This window comes from Levilactobacillus tujiorum, assembly GCF_012641185.1.
Classification (GTDB): Bacteria; Bacillota; Bacilli; order Lactobacillales; family Lactobacillaceae; genus Levilactobacillus; species Levilactobacillus tujiorum.
In genome coordinates, this window is record NZ_JAAXLK010000003.1 from 76,042 (window position 1) to 93,808 (window position 17,767).

General features: G+C 48.7%; 19 protein-coding genes and 1 other annotated feature. Of the genes, 17 read left to right on the forward strand and 2 right to left on the reverse strand.

Annotation, left to right across the window (positions count from 1 at the left end):
* Nucleotides 1-399 precede the first annotated feature (399 nt).
* Nucleotides 400-3,030 (reverse strand): YfhO family protein, encoded by a 2,631-nt coding sequence (locus tag HF569_RS02185; RefSeq protein WP_168901155.1) that lies wholly within the window; start codon nt 3,028-3,030, stop codon nt 400-402.
* Nucleotides 3,031-3,195: 165 nt separating this feature from the next.
* Here HF569_RS02185 and HF569_RS02190 point away from each other — a divergent pair, with 165 nt between their 5' ends.
* From HF569_RS02190 to HF569_RS02220, 7 genes are all read left to right on the forward strand, one after another.
* Entirely contained in the window at nt 3,196-5,262 is a 2,067-nt protein-coding gene (locus HF569_RS02190; RefSeq protein WP_168901156.1) for a peptidoglycan D,D-transpeptidase FtsI family protein, read from the forward strand.
* A 220-nt stretch (nt 5,263-5,482) separates the two neighbouring features.
* On the forward strand, nt 5,483-5,632 hold the full coding sequence (gene rpmG, locus HF569_RS02195; RefSeq protein WP_081721478.1) for a 50S ribosomal protein L33: 150 nt from the start codon (nt 5,483-5,485) through the stop codon (nt 5,630-5,632).
* Between the two features lie 59 nt (nt 5,633-5,691).
* Entirely contained in the window at nt 5,692-6,243 is a 552-nt protein-coding gene (locus tag HF569_RS02200; RefSeq protein WP_168901157.1) for a 5-formyltetrahydrofolate cyclo-ligase, read from the forward strand.
* A 15-nt stretch (nt 6,244-6,258) separates the two neighbouring features.
* Nucleotides 6,259-6,939, forward strand: a complete 681-nt coding sequence (locus HF569_RS02205) for a rhomboid family intramembrane serine protease (RefSeq protein WP_168901158.1) — start codon at nt 6,259-6,261, stop codon at nt 6,937-6,939.
* A gap of 42 nt (nt 6,940-6,981) precedes the next feature.
* On the forward strand, nt 6,982-7,212 hold the full coding sequence (locus HF569_RS02210; RefSeq protein WP_168849445.1) for a YqgQ family protein: 231 nt from the start codon (nt 6,982-6,984) through the stop codon (nt 7,210-7,212).
* Between the two features lie 3 nt (nt 7,213-7,215).
* Nucleotides 7,216-8,187 (forward strand): ROK family glucokinase, encoded by a 972-nt coding sequence (locus tag HF569_RS02215; protein ID WP_168849444.1) that lies wholly within the window; start codon nt 7,216-7,218, stop codon nt 8,185-8,187.
* Nucleotides 8,188-8,219: 32 nt separating this feature from the next.
* Nucleotides 8,220-8,633 (forward strand): rhodanese-like domain-containing protein, encoded by a 414-nt coding sequence (locus HF569_RS02220; RefSeq protein WP_168849443.1) that lies wholly within the window; start codon nt 8,220-8,222, stop codon nt 8,631-8,633.
* Between the two features lie 683 nt (nt 8,634-9,316).
* Here the strand turns inward: HF569_RS02220 and HF569_RS02225 are convergent.
* A complete protein-coding gene (locus tag HF569_RS02225; RefSeq protein WP_168850517.1) occupies nt 9,317-9,493 on the reverse strand; it encodes a DUF3042 family protein in 177 nt (58 codons plus the stop codon).
* A gap of 153 nt (nt 9,494-9,646) precedes the next feature.
* On the opposite strand from HF569_RS02225, the gene HF569_RS02230 reads away from it, so the two are divergent.
* The 10 genes from HF569_RS02230 (at nt 9,647) to HF569_RS02275 (ending at nt 17,759) form a co-directional block, all read left to right on the forward strand.
* A complete protein-coding gene (locus HF569_RS02230; protein WP_168901159.1) occupies nt 9,647-10,414 on the forward strand; it encodes a glycerophosphodiester phosphodiesterase in 768 nt (255 codons plus the stop codon).
* A complete protein-coding gene (miaA, locus tag HF569_RS02235) occupies nt 10,399-11,316 on the forward strand; it encodes a tRNA (adenosine(37)-N6)-dimethylallyltransferase MiaA (protein WP_168901160.1) in 918 nt (305 codons plus the stop codon). Before HF569_RS02230 ends, miaA begins: the two co-directional genes overlap by 16 nt.
* Nucleotides 11,317-11,442: 126 nt before the next feature.
* Entirely contained in the window at nt 11,443-11,826 is a 384-nt protein-coding gene (locus HF569_RS02240; protein WP_168850520.1) for a MerR family transcriptional regulator, read from the forward strand.
* A gap of 44 nt (nt 11,827-11,870) precedes the next feature.
* Nucleotides 11,871-13,211 carry a type I glutamate--ammonia ligase gene (gene glnA / locus HF569_RS02245; protein WP_168901161.1) on the forward strand — a complete coding sequence of 447 codons (1,341 nt, stop codon included), beginning with the start codon at nt 11,871-11,873 and terminating at the stop codon, nt 13,209-13,211.
* A 421-nt stretch (nt 13,212-13,632) separates the two neighbouring features.
* Nucleotides 13,633-14,511 carry an exonuclease SbcC gene (locus HF569_RS02250; protein ID WP_168850522.1) on the forward strand — a complete coding sequence of 293 codons (879 nt, stop codon included), beginning with the start codon at nt 13,633-13,635 and terminating at the stop codon, nt 14,509-14,511.
* On the forward strand, nt 14,504-15,445 hold the full coding sequence (locus tag HF569_RS02255) for a hypothetical protein (protein WP_168901162.1): 942 nt from the start codon (nt 14,504-14,506) through the stop codon (nt 15,443-15,445). The genes HF569_RS02250 and HF569_RS02255 overlap by 8 nt, the downstream gene beginning before the upstream one ends.
* A 12-nt stretch (nt 15,446-15,457) precedes the next feature.
* Nucleotides 15,458-16,000 (forward strand): dUTP diphosphatase, encoded by a 543-nt coding sequence (locus HF569_RS02260; protein WP_168901163.1) that lies wholly within the window; start codon nt 15,458-15,460, stop codon nt 15,998-16,000.
* A gap of 254 nt (nt 16,001-16,254) precedes the next feature.
* Entirely contained in the window at nt 16,255-16,905 is a 651-nt protein-coding gene (locus HF569_RS02265) for a TetR/AcrR family transcriptional regulator (protein WP_168850525.1), read from the forward strand.
* Nucleotides 16,906-16,983: 78 nt separating this feature from the next.
* Nucleotides 16,984-17,063 (forward strand) — a sequence feature (ribosomal protein L21 leader region).
* 20 nt (nt 17,064-17,083) lie between these two features.
* Nucleotides 17,084-17,392 carry a 50S ribosomal protein L21 gene (gene rplU, locus HF569_RS02270; RefSeq protein ID WP_011667708.1) on the forward strand — a complete coding sequence of 103 codons (309 nt, stop codon included), beginning with the start codon at nt 17,084-17,086 and terminating at the stop codon, nt 17,390-17,392.
* A gap of 28 nt (nt 17,393-17,420) precedes the next feature.
* Entirely contained in the window at nt 17,421-17,759 is a 339-nt protein-coding gene (locus tag HF569_RS02275) for a ribosomal-processing cysteine protease Prp (RefSeq protein WP_168850526.1), read from the forward strand.
* Nucleotides 17,760-17,767 lie beyond the last annotated feature (8 nt).

Consider the following 17,767-nt stretch of genomic DNA (forward strand, 5'->3'; position numbering starts at 1 on the left):
ATTGTCATCTATATTTGCTAAGTACTGATGTACCAAGCGATTAAAGCAATTTGCTAATCAAATGCTAGCTTAACCGGAGGAGGGCAGAGGTGGAGCCAGCTGTGTCGACGGTGTTAGCCGATTTTCGGCTTACAGCGTGGGACGTGTTTGGAGATCGGTGAACTTCCGAGCTTCAAACCGAGCCGGAGGACCGCTTCTCAGGCCGCAGGCGGTCCCCACAGCAGGCGGAATCTCTGCCAGCCGCAGGTGATGGGTTTAGGCCACTTTTTAGACTAAAATCCCTGGCATTTCCGCGTTGGTAATGATTTTAGTCCTTTCAACCTTTAGTTAGTTAGCAAAAAACCAGTGACACCATGTAATCAATACGTGGTGTCACTGGTTTTTAAGTGAAGGTGCGATTTAGTGGCGACGATGGCTCAGCCACCAGCCGCCGGTCAATGCGATCAGAGTTAACCCGCTGATGAGCAGGCCAAGATTCAACAGTGGTGGCCAGTAGGACAGGGTTACGGTGTTCCGTCCCTTAGGCAGCTTAAGCGCCGTGAACATGTTGATGGTCTTGTACGTCTTGGCGGTCTTACCGTTAACAGTGGCGTGCCAACCTGATGAGTAAGGGATAGAGGTGTTAAGAACCTCACCAGCCTTAGTCGTGGTAATCTGTCCGCTAAAGTAGCGACTTGTATGTTTGGACAATTGCCAAGGGTGCTGCTGCAACTGGGCGATTGCCGTCTTAAACGTTCCCGTGTTCAGGCGATAGAGTGTAAAGTTCTCTAACCAGAGGGACCCCTTCTTCAGGTTAATCGTCAGTTTAATCGTCTGGCCCTTGGCGTGGTCAGCCGCACTTACCAGAATGGTATTGCGGTAGGTCTTGTACTGGTTGAGCGCCTTACCGTTGAGCACAAACGTGGCGTTGTCGGGATTGACCGTGGAACCAAACGTCAGGTAGTACGGATCATTGGTTGTGGGTTTGATGGTCAAGGTGATACTGCCGGGCTTCAACAGGTTCTTCTTTTGAAGAATGGCGCCCGTAATTTTAGTTTGTTGATTGATATTGTTAAAGGTAACTTGATCGAAGTTCTCTGCCGTGTAGAGCCGTTTATCCGCTGAATTACCAGTCAATGCGGCTAACCAATTCGCCTGGTATTGGGCGGGATCGGCAGTTTTATTCTTGAGTGACAGAATTTGTGAGTCTGCCGCATAACCCACTGGCAGGGCGTAGGGGTTCTTGTAAGTGGTCGCCCAGTGGTCGGTGCCGACTGGGTCGTAATCAGCCAGGTCGGCCTTATTAGCTGTCGCTGGGAGCATGCTGGCACCACTTAGTGCGCCCGAGAGCGGTTTATCTTGGAAGTAATACTTCATGTTCAACAGGGCATCGGTCACAAGTGTACCGTTACTGTAAGCGACAAAGCCGTCCCCGTCAGGATTTCCCGTGTTGCCGTAGAAGGTCGGCACAGCTTTAGGCAGGACTGAGGAGAAGACCCCACCACCGTTGAATCCGGTCTGAAAGGCGTCCCCCTTGGTGCGCATAAAGGTCTTGCCGATCCGGTAAAAGCCGTGATCCTTCTTCTGAACGGGATTTACCAAGCGTTGAAGCTCATTCGTATAATTTCCATATTCCCCCTGCGACACGTAACTGATGTTGTTCAGTGATGTAAAGGCATTGGCGGAGATTTCGGTAACGCCAATGACGAAGAACAGGAGAGGATAAATCCAGTGATGTTTGATAGGCAAGGTGGTCAACACGAGCGCCATGACCACGAAGAACATCCCCAGTAGAACCTGATTCATTTGAAGAAATTTAAATTGTTTGAGGTTTAAGGCCACGTAGGCTGCCCCAGCCACCACGATTACCGTGACCATGGCAATGGCGAGCCAACCGGGTTCGAAATCATCAGTTAGTGCCTGGGCGGCCAGCCAAATTAGCCAAAAGCTCACGATAAACGAGAAACGGTAGGGGTACCACACCGGAAATTGCCCAGCGTGCCATAGGAGATCCAGGGGTTGCAGGCACAGAGAAAGTGCCAATACAACGGTAATGATACCGGCGGTGAGGCGTGTTCGCAGGACGATGGCACGATTACTGAAGTAAAAGAGGGCGCCTAGTAACGCAATGGCGCCAATAAAGAGATTGGCCGTCCCATCAGGCATCTGATCGAAGTTAAATGCTCCCAGGAAGAATTTAGCCAGCATTTTCGGTGGGAAGAATTCAAACTTCCATTTGAAAGACGTCACCGTGTATTGGGCCTTACTCTGCGCAAGCGACCACCAGGTGGGCAGCAAGACCACTGCGGCGAGTAGTCCGGCAGTGATGGAGGTCCAAGCAAAGTTACCGGCTTGTTTTAACAAGTTGCCCCAAGTCGTGTAACGATCCACAGCTAGGAAAATAAACGTCAGGATCATGAAGAGGCAGATCATGTATGCCATGTAATAGTTAATGATGAGCGAGAGGGTCAGCCAGACGACGTAGGTGCGCAATTTACCAGTCGTCATGAGGAGATAGGCCCCATAGAAGACTAGCGGTAAGAGGTAGGCGGCATCCAGCCACATAATGTTTAATTGGTTGGCAATGGACCAGCCCATCAGTGCGTAGGCCGTCGCCAACGTGATGGCCTTAAGCCCGGATTGCTGGGTCGTCTTCAGTAGTAGCCAAGCAAAGGCTAGACCGGCTAGACCGTATTTAATGACCGTCAGGAAGAATACCCCAGTGGTCAAGGAGGCGCCGGGACACAGCAACAGAATCCAGTTTAACGGGCTCAACAGGTAATAAGCCCAAGTCCCCAGCATTTCGCCCCCCAAGCCGTTAGCAAATGAGTAAAAGATACTGCTAGGATCATGTAACAGGGCCCGTCGCATATACGCGAAGAAGTCGATGTATTGTTGCCCAAGATCGACCGTCAGCAGGCTGCTTGAACCAAATGGGACCATTTGACGGTAAATAAAATAAGCCGTCATTAAAATAAAAGGCGTCAGAAAAGCCCCGAGTAAGGTAAATTGGCGTGGCGAGAGGTGCCAACGCCGGTTATGAAATTGCAAATAAGCCACCTCAATCTTTAGAAATTGTAAAAGTTACTTTGGAGCCTGTACATTTTGCTTTCTGCTCTCTAGAATAGCATAGAAACATTAAATTTCGGTAGTGGGATAGTTGTCTCAAGCGAAGTTTGGTAAAATAGTAGCTGTACAATAAGGAGCAGAGCTGTTGTGAAGAATTTTTATAATCGAGTTAGCAACCGGAATCGACGGTCTGGCGGCCCCCAGAAGTCCCAGATCCCGTTTCGGTTAAACTTCCTATTCATTATCGTTGCCCTGTTATTTGCAGCGCTGATTGGTCAGTTGGCGTACTTGCAGGTGATGTATGGGTCAAAGTTCAAGGCGGAGGTCAATTCGACCGATACCACCATTGAGACGACCAATGTTCAACGGGGGATGGTTTACGATTCCACCGGGAAAGTCTTAGTGGGTAACAAGGCCCATCAGGCGATTTCATACACTAAAGGGGTCAACGTATTGTCGACCAGCATGTATGACATTGCCAATAAGCTTGGCCAATACTTGACGGTGTCAACCAGTAGCTTGACGCCGCGGCAATCGATTGATTATTACTTGACCGATCAGAAGCGGTTAAAGGCAGTCGAAAGTAAACTTTCTGGGACCAAGGGGTTGACGGAGACTCAGCTCTACGATAAAGCGTTGAGTCACTTGGAGAATGATTCATCTTTCAAGCTGACCCCAAAGCAACAGAATGCCGCAGCTATCTTTGCTAAGATGAGTGGGGCTTACGCTTTGTCGACGACCTACATCAAGGATTCGGATGTGTCGAGTACTGAAATTGCTCAGATCGGTGAACATTTATCCGAAATGCCTGGCGTACAAGTCGGGACGAGCTGGTCACGGGATTATCCAAATGGTAAGTCGATGAACTCGATTATCGGGACGGTGTCGTCTGAGAAGACGGGGCTGCCTAGCGATCGGGTCAATGAACTGCTGGCCCAAGGCTATTCGCGTAACGATAGTGTGGGTCAATCCTACCTGGAGCAGGAGTATGAATCAGTCCTGCGGGGGACCAAGGCAGAAAAGCAGGTCGAAGTGGCTGGTAACAATACCGTGACGAAGGAAGTTAAGAAGTATGGTGGTCAAAAGGGAGACAATCTCCAATTGACGATCAACTCTAAATTCCAGAGTAAGCTACAGTCACTGGTTAAGTCCGCCGAGTCCGGCGCCGGTGGGAGTTCAACGGGGACTTATGCCGTTGTGATGAACCCTAACACTGGTGGCGTCATTGGGATGGCGGGTGTCGACCGCGATCCTTCGACGGGTAAGGTTACCGACAACGCGTTGGGCACCATTAATAGCGATATTGTTATGGGGTCTGTCGTCAAAGGAGCGATGGTTTCTGGTGCCCTGATGGACGGCGTGATCACGCCAACCAATAGTACGTTAACCGATATGCCGATCACTGTTGGTGGGGTCAAGAAGTCATCGTGGTTTAACCACGGTGGTGGCTCTAACATTGCGGTTAATGCAGCTGGTGCCCTCGAAGTGTCTTCTAACTCTTACATGATGCAGTTGGCCATGAAGGAAGCGGGATTCCACTATTCCTCTGGTGCGGCTTTAACGATGAGTACGAAGGCGTTTGATATCGAACGGGGATACTTCAAGCAGTTCGGTTTAGGTGTTAAGACCGGAATTGACTTACCGGGTGAAAGCTCTGGTTTGGAAGGGTCGAGTTCATTTGCCCACATTGGGAACGCCTTGGACTTGTCCTTTGGGAACTATGATGCGTATACCGTGATGCAAGTTGCCCAGTACATGTCAACGATCGCTAACGGTGGGACACGGATTGCACCGCACGTGGTTCAATCCATTCGTGGGACGACTTCAGATGGAAAGCTGGGGGCCATTAAGTCCACAGTGGAACCTAAGGTGTTGAACACGATTAATATGACCACCGCGCAGAAGAACTTGGTTAAGGAAGGCCTCTATGACGTGGTTCATGGGAGCAACACCTACAAGACTGGTGGCATGATGTCGTCGATCTCACCTAAGATTTCTGCGAAGACTGGGACGGCGCAGACGTATTACAAGGGAAACGAAACCGTTACTCTGAGTCTTGCTTCCTACGCACCATCTACGAAGCCACAAGTTGTCGTAGCTTTGGCGATGCCTAACTTGGGGGTCAACGCTGAAAGTAACAACATGGCGCTGGCTAAGCAGATTTATTCAGCTTATTGGAAGATGGTTCAATCAACGTCAACGATTGATCAATAGGATTTAAAATGGTGTGGGCTAACCGCTTGGGTGGGCTTACACCATTTTGCGTTAACCGCAGGTGGTCTCGTAATCATCATTTTACGGGTTAAATCAGCTGTTAAGTATTTTTCCTTAACATATTTGGAATTATGACTGGTAATTGCGCCGGATTAATGGTAATATATTACGAGTTAAGGCTCATGCCTGTAATTCTGAACAAGTTGGGAGGTCACCCAAAATGCGTGTACACATCACTTTAGAATGTACTGAATGTCACGAACGCAACTACTTATCCAGCAAGAACCGGCGTAACAACCCGGACCGGGTTGAATTTAAGAAGTACTGCCCGCGTGAACGGAAAGTAACTTTGCATCGCGAAACTAAGTAAGGGTACGGGCGAGAGTCCGACCCTTTTTTTATATCATCAAAGAATCAAGGGGGTAAATGATGCCAAGTAAAGCAGAGATCCGACAACAAACCATGCAACAACTAACGGCGATGTCCGTGCCTGATCGGCGGCGGGCGTCCGATGAGCTCTATCAACAGCTCTGGGCGCTGCCGGCGTACCAACAGGCCAAGACCATTGCGACGACCATCAGTGGCGGCTTTGAGCTGGCAACGCGGCCCATTATTGAGCGGGCGCAGGCAGACGGTAAGGTCGTGGCGGTACCACAGACGTTACCACACCGGCAAATGGCGTTTCACGTGATGGACGAAACAACCACGCTGGCGCGGACTAAGTTTGGGCTGATGGAGCCCCAAGATAATCAAATCGTTGATCCAGCAGCTTTTGATTTGTTGGTGGTTCCTGGATTGGTCTTTGCGTCAACCGGCGAACGCTTGGGCTTCGGTGGAGGGTATTACGACCGCTACTTACCGAAGACAACCGGGGTGAAGGTCGCCTTAGCCTTGCCTGCACAGCAAACGGCGCAACCAACTTGGCCCGTAGATCCTTTTGATATATTATTGGACGCGGTACTAGCCGCTAATTTAGAATAGAGAGGAAGCGGCGGCTTGGCGCAATTTAAATATCGACTTAATCGACTCAATCAGTATCCGTTTATGACAATTGGCTTGATCGCGATCATGGTACTGATTTACGGTGCAATGACGCTCGTGGGCGGAAGTACCAACGTCAATGTGCTCATCACTTTTGGTGCCAAACTCAATGCCCTGATCCAACAGGGGGAATGGTGGCGGCTCGTGACCCCTATGTTCCTACACATTGGGTTTACGCATATTTTGATGAACATGATCACCCTGTATTTCGTGGGGATGCAAATTGAAGCAGCGTTTGGACACACCCGCTTTCTGGTCCTGTTTCTGGTCGCTGGCGTGGGCGGTAACGTGGCTAGCTTTTGTTTCTCGAATAGTTTATCAGCGGGGGCCAGCACGGCGATCTTTGGCCTGTTTGGGGCCTTCATGATGCTCGGTGAATCTTTCTGGCAAAATCCGGTTATTCGCCAGCTGACCCAAACTTTTCTTGCCTTCGTGGTGATGAATATTCTGTTTGATTTATTCGCTCCAGGAATTGATCTTGCGGGCCATCTTGGTGGACTGGCTGCCGGCTTTTTGGTAGCGTATTCATTAGGTGTACCACGAATTGGTAAGGTTAGCACGATCAAGCGATTTGTAGCAACGATAGTCCTTATTGGTGGATTGGTCTGGTTATATCTGCACGGAATGGCGCAGTAGAATCGAAAATGTCTCGTGCAATTTCACGGAGGTTGTGGCACAATGAAAACGTTATATGATGTTCAGCAGCTACTTAAAAAATTTGGTATTTATGTATACGTGGGCAAACGTCTTTGGGACATCGAAGTCATGGCATTGGAATTGGATCACTTGCATCAAGCGCGGGTGGTTGATGATAAGACCTTTGTGGCGGCTAAGGTGGTTCTCACACATGAACACCGCATCGAAGTACAAGAGGCAAAAGATCAACACCAATCCATTGGAGGGATTTAGAGTATGGCACGGAATTTAATTGGAATTGACTTAGGTGGAACGACAACCAAGATGGCATTTCTGTCCACTTCCGGTGAAATCCTTGCGAAGTGGAGTATTCCCACGGATATTTCGGATGAAGGAAGCCACATTGTTCCAAACATTATCGAGTCAATTACCCAACACATTAGTAACTCAGTTTTTAGTAAAGCTGACTTTATTGGAATCGGGATGGGGACACCCGGTTCAGTAGATATTGAAAATGGAACGGTCATTGGCGCCTTCAACCTAAATTGGAAGAAGCGGCAACAAGTGCGTGACCAGATTCAAGCCGGTCTAGGGCTACAGTTCGTATTGGATAACGATGCAAACGTGGCCTCACTGGGTGAATACTGGAAGGGTGCTGGTGAGAAGGACGCCGATGTCGTCTTTGTTACCTTAGGCACTGGCGTCGGTGGTGGGGTCATCGCTGGCGGTCACCTACTCCACGGAATCAATGGTGGTGCCGGTGAATTGGGTCACGTGACGGTTCAACCAAACGGGTATCTATGTACCTGTGGTAAACGCGGTTGCTTGGAACAATATGCGTCTGCGACCGGGGTTGTCCACGTGGCTGCCGACATGGCGAAGGACTTTATGGGGACTTCGCGGTTGAAGGAAATGGAAGATAATCAAGAAAGTGTGACGTCAAAGATGGTCTTCTACTTAGCCGATAATGGCGACATTTTGGCCAACCAAGTTGTTGATCGCGTGACCTTCTACTTAGGGTTAGCCTTAGCTAACGTAGCCAACATTTTGAACCCAGCTAACATTATTATTGGTGGTGGGGTTTCTAACGCCGGCAATACGCTATTACAGCCAACGACGCGTTACTTCCAAGAAAATGCCTTTCCAGCAGTGCGTGACTCAACCAAACTGCGGTTAGCACAACTTGGTAACGATGCCGGGGTTATCGGGGCGGCTTCATTGGCTCTGCGGTTTCAAAAAACAAATTAGACATTTAGAGGATTAGGAAGGAAGATTTCGTTTTGGTTATTGGTGCAATCTCAGGATGGACGGTCTACACGATTGTCCTCATTATTCTTATCGCCGTGTGGGGCGGCTGGCAGTTGACAACGATTATCCGGCGTAACCGGGTAGCTAAGTTGATCGACGCCGAAACATTTGAAGCTGGTATTCGGACGGCTCAAGTCGTTGACTTACGGGAAAAGAAGGACTTTGACGCGGGACACATTTTGGGGGCGCGTAACTTTCCTTATTCGACGTTTAAGGCTTACCACTCTCAGTTACGAAAAGATCTACCGGTTTACTTATACGACCAAGGTAAAACGCTGAGTACCCGGGCAGCCATTATGTTAGGTAAAGATGGGTTTGACCAGATCTTTATCCTGAAGAATGGGTATGTTCGTTGGGAAGGTAAGACGAAGAAAACGAAGTACTAAAACACAGAAAGGTGCATCAAAGGGTGATATCGCCCCTTGGTGCACCTTTTGCTATGTCTACTAAAGGTTGAAATTTAAAAAGGTTCTGTAAAGGCCGCGGCATTACGCTTGAATGATTGAAAAATGCCGCCTTGCCGTTCGCCAAATTTGAGCTGGAGCGCTGTGGATAGGACGGCTAGAGCCATAGGGCGGTCTCTAGCCTCGCTTTGACCCGAAGAACACGTGTCAAAGTCGCCATTTACCAAGAGAATCACTTGGTAAATCCCACGGCTGAGCTCAAATTTGGCTCACTATCGGCTGTATAGATGTCGTCGATTACTACGGGATAACTGCTGGTATTTCGGCAGTTTGAGATAGCTCGATGTTCAACGACTATCGTAACCGGAGGAGGGCAGAGGTGGAGCCAGCTGTGTCGACGGTGTTAGCCGATTTTCGGCTTACAGCGTGGGACGTGTTTGGAGATCGGTGAACTTCCGAGCTTCAAACCGAGCCGGAGGACCGCTTCTCAGGCCGCCGGCGGTCCCCACAGCAGGCGGAATCTCTGCCAGCCGCAGGTGACTGGTTTAGTCTACTTTTCACTCGATCATCATTGTCACTTCAGCGTTGACAATGATTTTAGTCCTTTCAACCTTTAGATCTGTAAATAAAAAAGGAACCCAGTGTGGCACCGGGTTCCCAGCAGTCTAGCCGTGATGAGCAGAGTGGCTCTTCCGGTTAGCGCGTTTGCGGTTTTCTTCAAAACGGGCTTCTTGATCTTCGATGGGTTGAACGACCTTCTTTTTAAAAGAGAAGACGGCACCGGCAACGGCACTGGCTGTGGCAACGACGCCAAAGAGGAAACCTTTAGTGAAGTGTTTCATAATATCGACCCCTATCATTTTAATAAATTAATTATCCGCTTCCATTATGCTGGTTTTACGCGTAAATAGCCAGTGATTAGCAAAACGAAGTCGAAAAAAACGGCGAATTTATGGTACGCTAGGATTCAGAAGAAGACGAAGGGAGTGGCGATTGTGTTTAATCGGCAACGCACACAGGTTATCGCGCATCGGGGAAGCAAGGGGACTCGTCCAGAGAATACATTGCTAGCCTTTCAGGCAGCGTTGGATGCCGGTGCAGACGGCATCGAAACGGACGTTCAGTTGTCACGGGATCATAAGATGGTGATTATGCATGATGAACAGGTGGATCGGACGACGAACGGGACGGGCAACATCCGCGATTTGACGTTGGCCCAGATTAAAGCGTTGGATGCTGGTAGTCACTTCGGCCCAGCATACGCTAAGACGCCAGTTCCGACCTTGGATGAGGTCATCCAGTTATTGGTGCAGAATAAGTTTACGGGGATTTTTAACTTGGAGTTAAAGACCAATAAGTTTCCGTATCCGGGAATTGAACAGCAGTTGGCGACCTACTTTGCCCAGCATCCCGTCCCGTTTCGACTAGTCTTTTCCAGCTTCCGCGCCCAATCGTTAATGACGTTACGTAGTCTCTACCCACAAGCGGAGTATGCCAAGCTTTTTCAAACGGCTAGTCGCCAAGCGAAGAAGATGCAGCGGCTACATCAGGTGGCGGATTTACACCCAGATATCCGGTGGGTCAAGGCTCATCGCTTCTGGTTACCGCACATGCAATTGCGCCCCTGGACGGTGAATTCAACGGCAGATATGACCTATTGCTTTAAGCACCACTTTGCGGGAATGATTACTGATTATCCGGCTCAGGCGATTCGCTTACGTCGGCAAATACAAGGAGAATCTGATTCATGGAAAAAGTCTTAGCAATTGTAGGGCCAACGGCAGTGGGGAAAACGGCGTTGGCTATTGAGCTGGCGCAGAAATTTGATGGTGAAATTATCTCTGGGGATTCGATGCAGGTCTACCGTCATTTAGATGTTGGTACGGCTAAGGCGACGCCGGCCGAGCGGGCACAAGCCGTTCACCACTTGATTGATGTGCAGGACGTGACCCAGCAGTATACCGTGGCCCAGTTTGTTGCGGCGGCTCAAGAACTGATTACGGCCATCACGGCGCGGGGACATTTGCCCATCATTGCTGGGGGAACCGGGTTTTATTTACAGGCTTTATTCGACGGCCTAAAACTGGGGGCGGACGCGCCGGGTGATCCAACCGTTCGTGAACGCTTCCGTAAGCTTGCGGCGGAACGAGGGCCAGAGTATTTGTGGCAAGAGTTAAATCGGCAGGACCCGCAAGCTGCGGCTAAAATTCCGGTCACCAACATCCGACGGACAGTGCGAGCACTAGAAGTGATTACGGTTACCGGTAAGCCATTCTCTCATCAGGGGGATGACGGACCCCAATATGATGAGTTGTACCTCGCGCTGAATACGGATCGGCGCCGTCTTTACCAGCGGATTAACCAGCGGGTTGACGTGATGATGCAGACGGGACTATTGGATGAGGTGCGCTGGTTAGCGGCACAAGGGGGAACTAAGCTGCCAGCGGCAACGGGAATTGGGTACCGTGAGCTCTTGCCGGTGCTAGACAAGCCGGCCGAGTTGCCAGCGGCCGTTGATTTGGTGAAACAGGATTCGCGGCATTATGCCAAACGGCAATTGACGTGGTTTCGCAACCAGACCACCGCGACTTGGTATGATTTGGTCCAGCACCCGGAACAGCGCGAAGATATTGATAAGCAAGTAACGGAATGGTTGAGTCGCTGATTTGGTATAGAAAATTAACTAAGATTTTTTTAAAAGCTGGCTATCATGTCACAAAACATGACATAAGTGCTTGACTCCCTGTCTGGGGGTGGTATGATAGCCTCATAGTTAAAGGGGGCCAATCACATGAAGGAGAAAGAGTTACGCCGATCAATGGCCGTACTGCCAATGGGAACCGTGATGAAGTTGACGAGCTTAACGGCGCGGCAGATTCGTTACTACGAGGCTCAGGGCCTCATTTCTCCTGAACGGAGTGATGGCAACCGGCGGCTGTATTCGTTGAACGATATTGACCGGTTGCTGGAAATCCGTGATTACTTGGCGGATGGCGTGAATGTGGCGGGAATCAAGGCCATTTACGATCAGCAACGCGTCGCAGCGCAAGCTAAACGTGAAGCCCAACGACAACCGCTGACCGATGAAGATGTTCGCCGTATCTTACAGGATGAGTTTATCCGGCAAGGCGGCCTAGGACATCCAGAACCGGGGCTGCAACAGCGGCCTCTTTAACCGGTGATTTTGTGCGATACAAAAATTGACAGGGAGCGATTTTAATGGCAAAACGGGATTATTCCAAAGATGACATTCGCCAGATGGCCAAGGATGAAAATGTTAAGTTCTTACGGCTAATGTTTACCGACTTATTCGGTACGATCAAGAACGTCGAGGTGCCTATCAGCCAATTAGGCAAGTTGTTGGATAATAAGTTGATGTTTGATGGGTCATCTATCGACGGCTTCGTTCGTATCGAAGAAAGTGACATGTACCTGTACCCAGACCTTTCGACCTGGATGATTTTCCCTTGGAGTACGGAACGTGGGAAGATTGCTCGTGTGATCTGTGAAGTTTACACCACTGATGGCAAGCCCTTTGAGGGTGATCCCCGTAACAACTTGATTCGGGTCTTAAACGATATGCGTAAAGCCGGCTTTACCGACTTTAACATTGGACCGGAACCAGAATTCTTCCTGTTCAAGATGGATGAAAATGGCAAGCCAACGACGGAACTCAACGATAAGGGGAGCTACTTCGATATGGCCCCAATGGACTTGGGTGAAAATTGCCGGCGAGAAATTGTTTTAACCTTGGAAGAAATGGGCTTTGATGTCGAAGCTGCCCACCATGAAGTGGCACCTGGTCAACATGAAATTGATTTCAAGTATGCCGATGCCTTAACTGCAGCTGATAATATTCAGACCTTTAAGTTGGTTGTGAAGACCATTGCCCGGAAGTACGGCTTATATGCGACGTTTATGCCAAAGCCGTTGACGGGAATCAACGGCTCCGGGATGCACTTGAACATGTCTCTCTTCCACGATAAGGGCAATGCCTTTTACGATGAAAAGGGGAATATGCAGTTGTCTGAGGACGCATTCCACTTCTTGGGCGGCCTGTTGAAGCATGCCCGCAGCTTTACCGCCGTCTGCAACCCGATCGTCAACAGTTACAAGCGGCTGGTTCCTGGCTATGAAGCACCAGTTTATGTGGCTTGGTCCGGTTCAAACCGGTCACCATTGATTCGAGTTCCTAATTCTCGTGGATTGTCCACTCGGTTGGAACTGCGGAGTGTTGACCCAGCAGCTAACCCATATTTGGCAATTGCTGTGGTCTTGGAAGCGGGATTAGATGGTTTGCGCAACCAATTGGCACCACGCGAAGCGATCGACCGGAACATCTACCGGATGGATGCCGAAGAACGCCAAGAAAATCACATTACCAACTTGCCAGACACCTTGCACAACGCGTTGAAGGATTTGGCGGCCGATGATGTGATGCGTAATGCCATGGGTCATCACTTGTTCCAGAGCTTCATGGAAGCTAAGAATCTGGAATACAACTCTTACCGGACCCAAGTATCGCAATGGGAACGGGAACAGTACTTGGAATTGTACTAAAAGTGAAATTAACAGTGGGATTGGGCTAGTTCAGAAGCGAAGGGATAGCCTATCCTGAGGGAAATAAATATTAATTGAGAAGGCTGTGGTCGTAGCGTTATTGTGGCGAGCACAGTTTTTTTGCGCTTTTCTTAAGGGTAACTGCAGCTGGCCTCACCTCTGACCTCCTCCAAATAAACTAGTTTTTAAATGACAAGCTGTTTTTAAGTATCGAGGCATAAAGCCATGCATTGTGTCGCATAAATATACTTATAATATGCACGGTGAGCTGGTAAAGTCAGCAACCGGATTTTAAAAATTTCATTGTTTTCCCGTGAATTTAAGCGAAACTGCTTTATTCTGCGGTGTTTTTTGGTAACATGAATGTATAACCAAATTGTTTTCAGCACAGGCTGGGGAACATGAGAATGAGGGATAATCCATGGAAAATCAAGAACAGCAAGCCAATGCAGCCGATGCCTTGACGCAGGCAATCGCGAATAAACTCGATTACTTAAGTACAATGCAAGCAGCGGTTCAGCATGGTGATGACCGAAAAATCTACGAACTTCTTGATCAAGTTCGCTACTACCAAGAAGTAAAGAAGACTCGTACTAACCGGTCTGTGAACCACTTAGCCGAGTTGGTCGACAACATTCATCCCCAAATTAGCCATTATTTGAGCGATAACTTAATCGATTACTTAGGGCACATTTACCCCTTCTTTTACTACGAAGAATATACCACGGGGATGTTCCATATTTACTTTGGTAACTGGTGGGATCGCCGGTTATTTGGGGACCTCGATGTGATTAATGTCCGTTTTGAATTTGACCAGACGGAGTATCAGAAGTTGCGTGATTCTTTTGCGTTGGAAGGCCAGAATCAACGGTTGAATACGTCCAAGATTGAAGCGATTTCCGCGGAAAGTGAAAAGCTACAAGAGCTAGTGGACGCACAACCTAAGCGAGACAACCAAAAGACGCAGCTACGGGAACAACTCAAGGAAAATAGCGGCAAGAGCAGTATGCCTTGGGAATCCGGCAAAGTTAAGGGTGAACGTCAGGAGATCATTGATCAACTGACACAGTTGGCCGATGAAGATGAAAAGGCCCTGAACGCCCACAAACTAATTAAAGAAAACGATGATAAGATTTTAGTATTGTCTAAGGAAGATACAATTCTTAATTACGAAAAGCAAAGCATTCGTGACGCTTTCGACGATTTTGAACACTTCGAAGCGCACAATGCCAGCTTGTATGCCGACTACTTGAACAGCCTATTAGGCAAAAGCGAGGGTGAGGTGACAGTCGATGATTAACGAAAACGATCCGTCCACGTTAACCACCAGTGGCCGCCTATTAAATTATAACGAGGCCATTAAAGACGGTTTGCAAACGGGGATAACCTTTACTAAGCTAATGGATCAGTTGATTCGGACGACCGATCCAGATGAATTGGTCGATGCCGCAACGCAGCTGGCTGATTTTAAGCTGGATTCGGATTACGTGACGTTCCCTCACCAATACAGCAACGCAGACTATTATTTACTCTTTATGTCACGAATGCTGGAATTGCACGATCAGGGGAGTCAAGTGATCGTGCAGTCACGGGATCATCATGAAGAGTTAATCCAGCAATTGACGAGTCTGGGCGACCGGGGCTCCTTCAACTTTCGGGTTGAAAACTCTGAAAATGGTGGTGTGTTCTACCGCGAGCGCACGACGGGCCAGTCTCTGTTCTACTTGAACTTGGAGCGGAAGATGTTCCGCTTTAACAGTCACGCGTTGACGCAGTTGTTCATTATTGACTTGCACGATACGGTGCCGGCTGAAACGGTCAAGACGTCGGTTCAGGTGTTAATTGATTTCGCACGTTACTTGAAACAAGACTACGGCTATTCCGTTGACTTTAATATTTTAGATGCCGCCAACCGGCAGAACTATGCCGTACGAGCAGCAGATTTGCCTGCGGGCATTGTGGACCGTCTGTTCGTGGTAGCAGCTAAAAATGAGTACATGCTGACGAACGGTGTCAATGGTAATGGCGCTGAGATTGCGTTGGACGATGGCGTAATCGTGGATATTTTCAACAACCAGTTAGAGGGTCAGCCAGAGTGGGTTTTGACGGTTCACGATGACGAACAGAAGATCTCCTGGTTCGATGTTCTCTTGAAATATCCGTTCATGCGAGACTGGTACTTAGAAAACCTTACGGATCTGGAAATTAAGTCAGATCCACTGATCTTTGAATAGGAGGCAGATGTGGTGTTAGAGTTAGCAAAACTAGTGCAACAGTCAATCGCGTTAGATGAGCAGATCACTCGCGAACGCGATATCGAGTTGCCACGGAAAGTTCAGATTGAAAACGCCTACGTGGCGCTGGATGTTGAACTGGCAGAAACGGCAAACACCTCCGAGTGGTTCAAAGTGTGGAAGACTCACCGCGGCAAGGCAGACGAAGGCCGGACACCACGGGCCACCTTGCTGACAGAGTATACGGATGCCATGGACTTCTTCTTCCTGGTGGCGGCCAAGAAGACTTGGACACACCTCATTATGATCACGGAAGAGGACTTAGCGGGGTTAGAAAAGAGTCGCCCGGCTAAGGATTTAGATCAACAATACTTAATCTTAAAACGCATGCTGTTTAACAGCCACTTTGATCATCGGCAAGAGGACTTTCGTCACGCCTGGCGCTTGTTCTTGAAGTGGGGGTTCGTCGACTTCGGGTTTAGCCAAGATGAGATTCAGGCGGCCTATGAAGCTAAGCGACAAGTTAATTTGGACCGACAAGCCAATGGTTATTAACAGATAGTTGAATGGGGGGATCGTCTTTTACGTCGATCCCTTTTGCTTACTTAAACCGCGATAAAGAACCCATTCCTGAAGATTCGTGGAAGATAGCTGGTGTTTTAGCTGAGAGACTGTTAAAATGCAAGGACTATTGAGAGTTACCAACTCATCTGTCTGGGACTATTCGCCAGGCAGCAATCATGATCATCGCCATAAAACGTATCAGACGTTAATCGTCGCTGGCTTGAGCTGAAGGGACGATTTTACTGGTGACTCAAAGGGAGGGGACGACCATTAATCATATTGATCCACGGGTCATTCGTACGAACGAACGGCTCCGCCAGGCGCTTAGCATTTTGCTGGAAGATCATCAATTAAAAGAAGTTTCTGTGCAGACCTTGACTAAGACCGCACAAATTACGCGGGGAACGTTTTATTTACATTATAAAGACAAAGCTGATTTTCTCTTACAGACTGAGCAACAAGTGATTGCGGAATGGTTTGACCAAGCGGAAATGGTGACCGCCATTGCGGATACTAATTCTGCGGAGGGCATCACGCGTGTCGTGGGCTTTGACCTGAACGCCGGGCTACAATTTGCTGATCAACACCATCAGATTCTGACGACGTTGTTTGATGCGCAGTTTTCATGTTTTCGCAAGCAATTGCTGGAAACCCTCAGTCAGAAGTTGTATCGCTTCGGGATGAGTTTCGAGGGTGATCAAGAGAATTTTCATCTCACGGAAAATGAAATTCCGGCGAGTTATTTGGCCTCCGCATTTATGGGAATGGTGATGCAGTGGTTAGCCGATGATCGGCGCTTTAGCTATGAACACGTAGGTCGTAGCTTTGCTAAGCTACTGCCAAGCACCGAGGTAACTCGGCTCAGTCAGTGGTTCCTCACGTCCAGTCTTGAATGAGCGTGACGTGAAAATGAAAATAAAGCTTGACGGAAATTGACCCATCAAGTATAATTTTCATGTTGTATTTGTGGACTTCCACAGCTGCAACCGCTCGGAACGAGTTTCTAAGTTTTCCGCTTACGGAGCACTCGTTTTCGGCGAGTCTAAGTCTCAAAATACAAGGAGGTGCACATACATGTACGCAATTATCGTAACTGGCGGCAAGCAGTACAAGGTCGAAGCAGGCCAAGCTGTTTACGTCGAAAAGCTGAACGTTGAAGCTGGTGAAAAGGTTACTTTTGACCAAGTTGTCTTTGTCGGTGGCGACACGCCTAAGATCGGGACACCAACTGTTGCTGGTGCAACCGTTACTGGAACTGTTGAAAAGCAGGGTCTGGAAAAGAAGGTTGTTACTTTCAAGTACAAGGCCAAGAAGGGCCAACACACGAAGAAGGGTCACCGTCAACCATACACTAAGGTTGTCGTTGATGCTATCAACGCCTAAAGCCTAAAGATTAAGAGAGGCGATCTCGATGATTCATGCGACGTTCCATCATGGAGCTAACCGAATCGATTCATTCCGAATCACTGGCCACGCTGACTCAGGTGAGTATGGTCAAGACATTGTTTGTGCTGCAGTCTCGGTGCTTGCGATCACGACCGTTAATAGTCTTCAACGAATCGCTGAGATTCCAATTGACGTTGACAACCGTGATCAGGAAGGTGGTTATCTGGAAGTCCACCTTCCACCAAAGCTGGAAGCAACGGCTGAACTAAAGGGACAGACACTCCTCCAGAGTTTCGCGGATGGATTAAGAGATGTCGCCACAAATTACGCGGATTTTGTCAAATTCGCAGAAACCAAAGATTAATTTGCGGA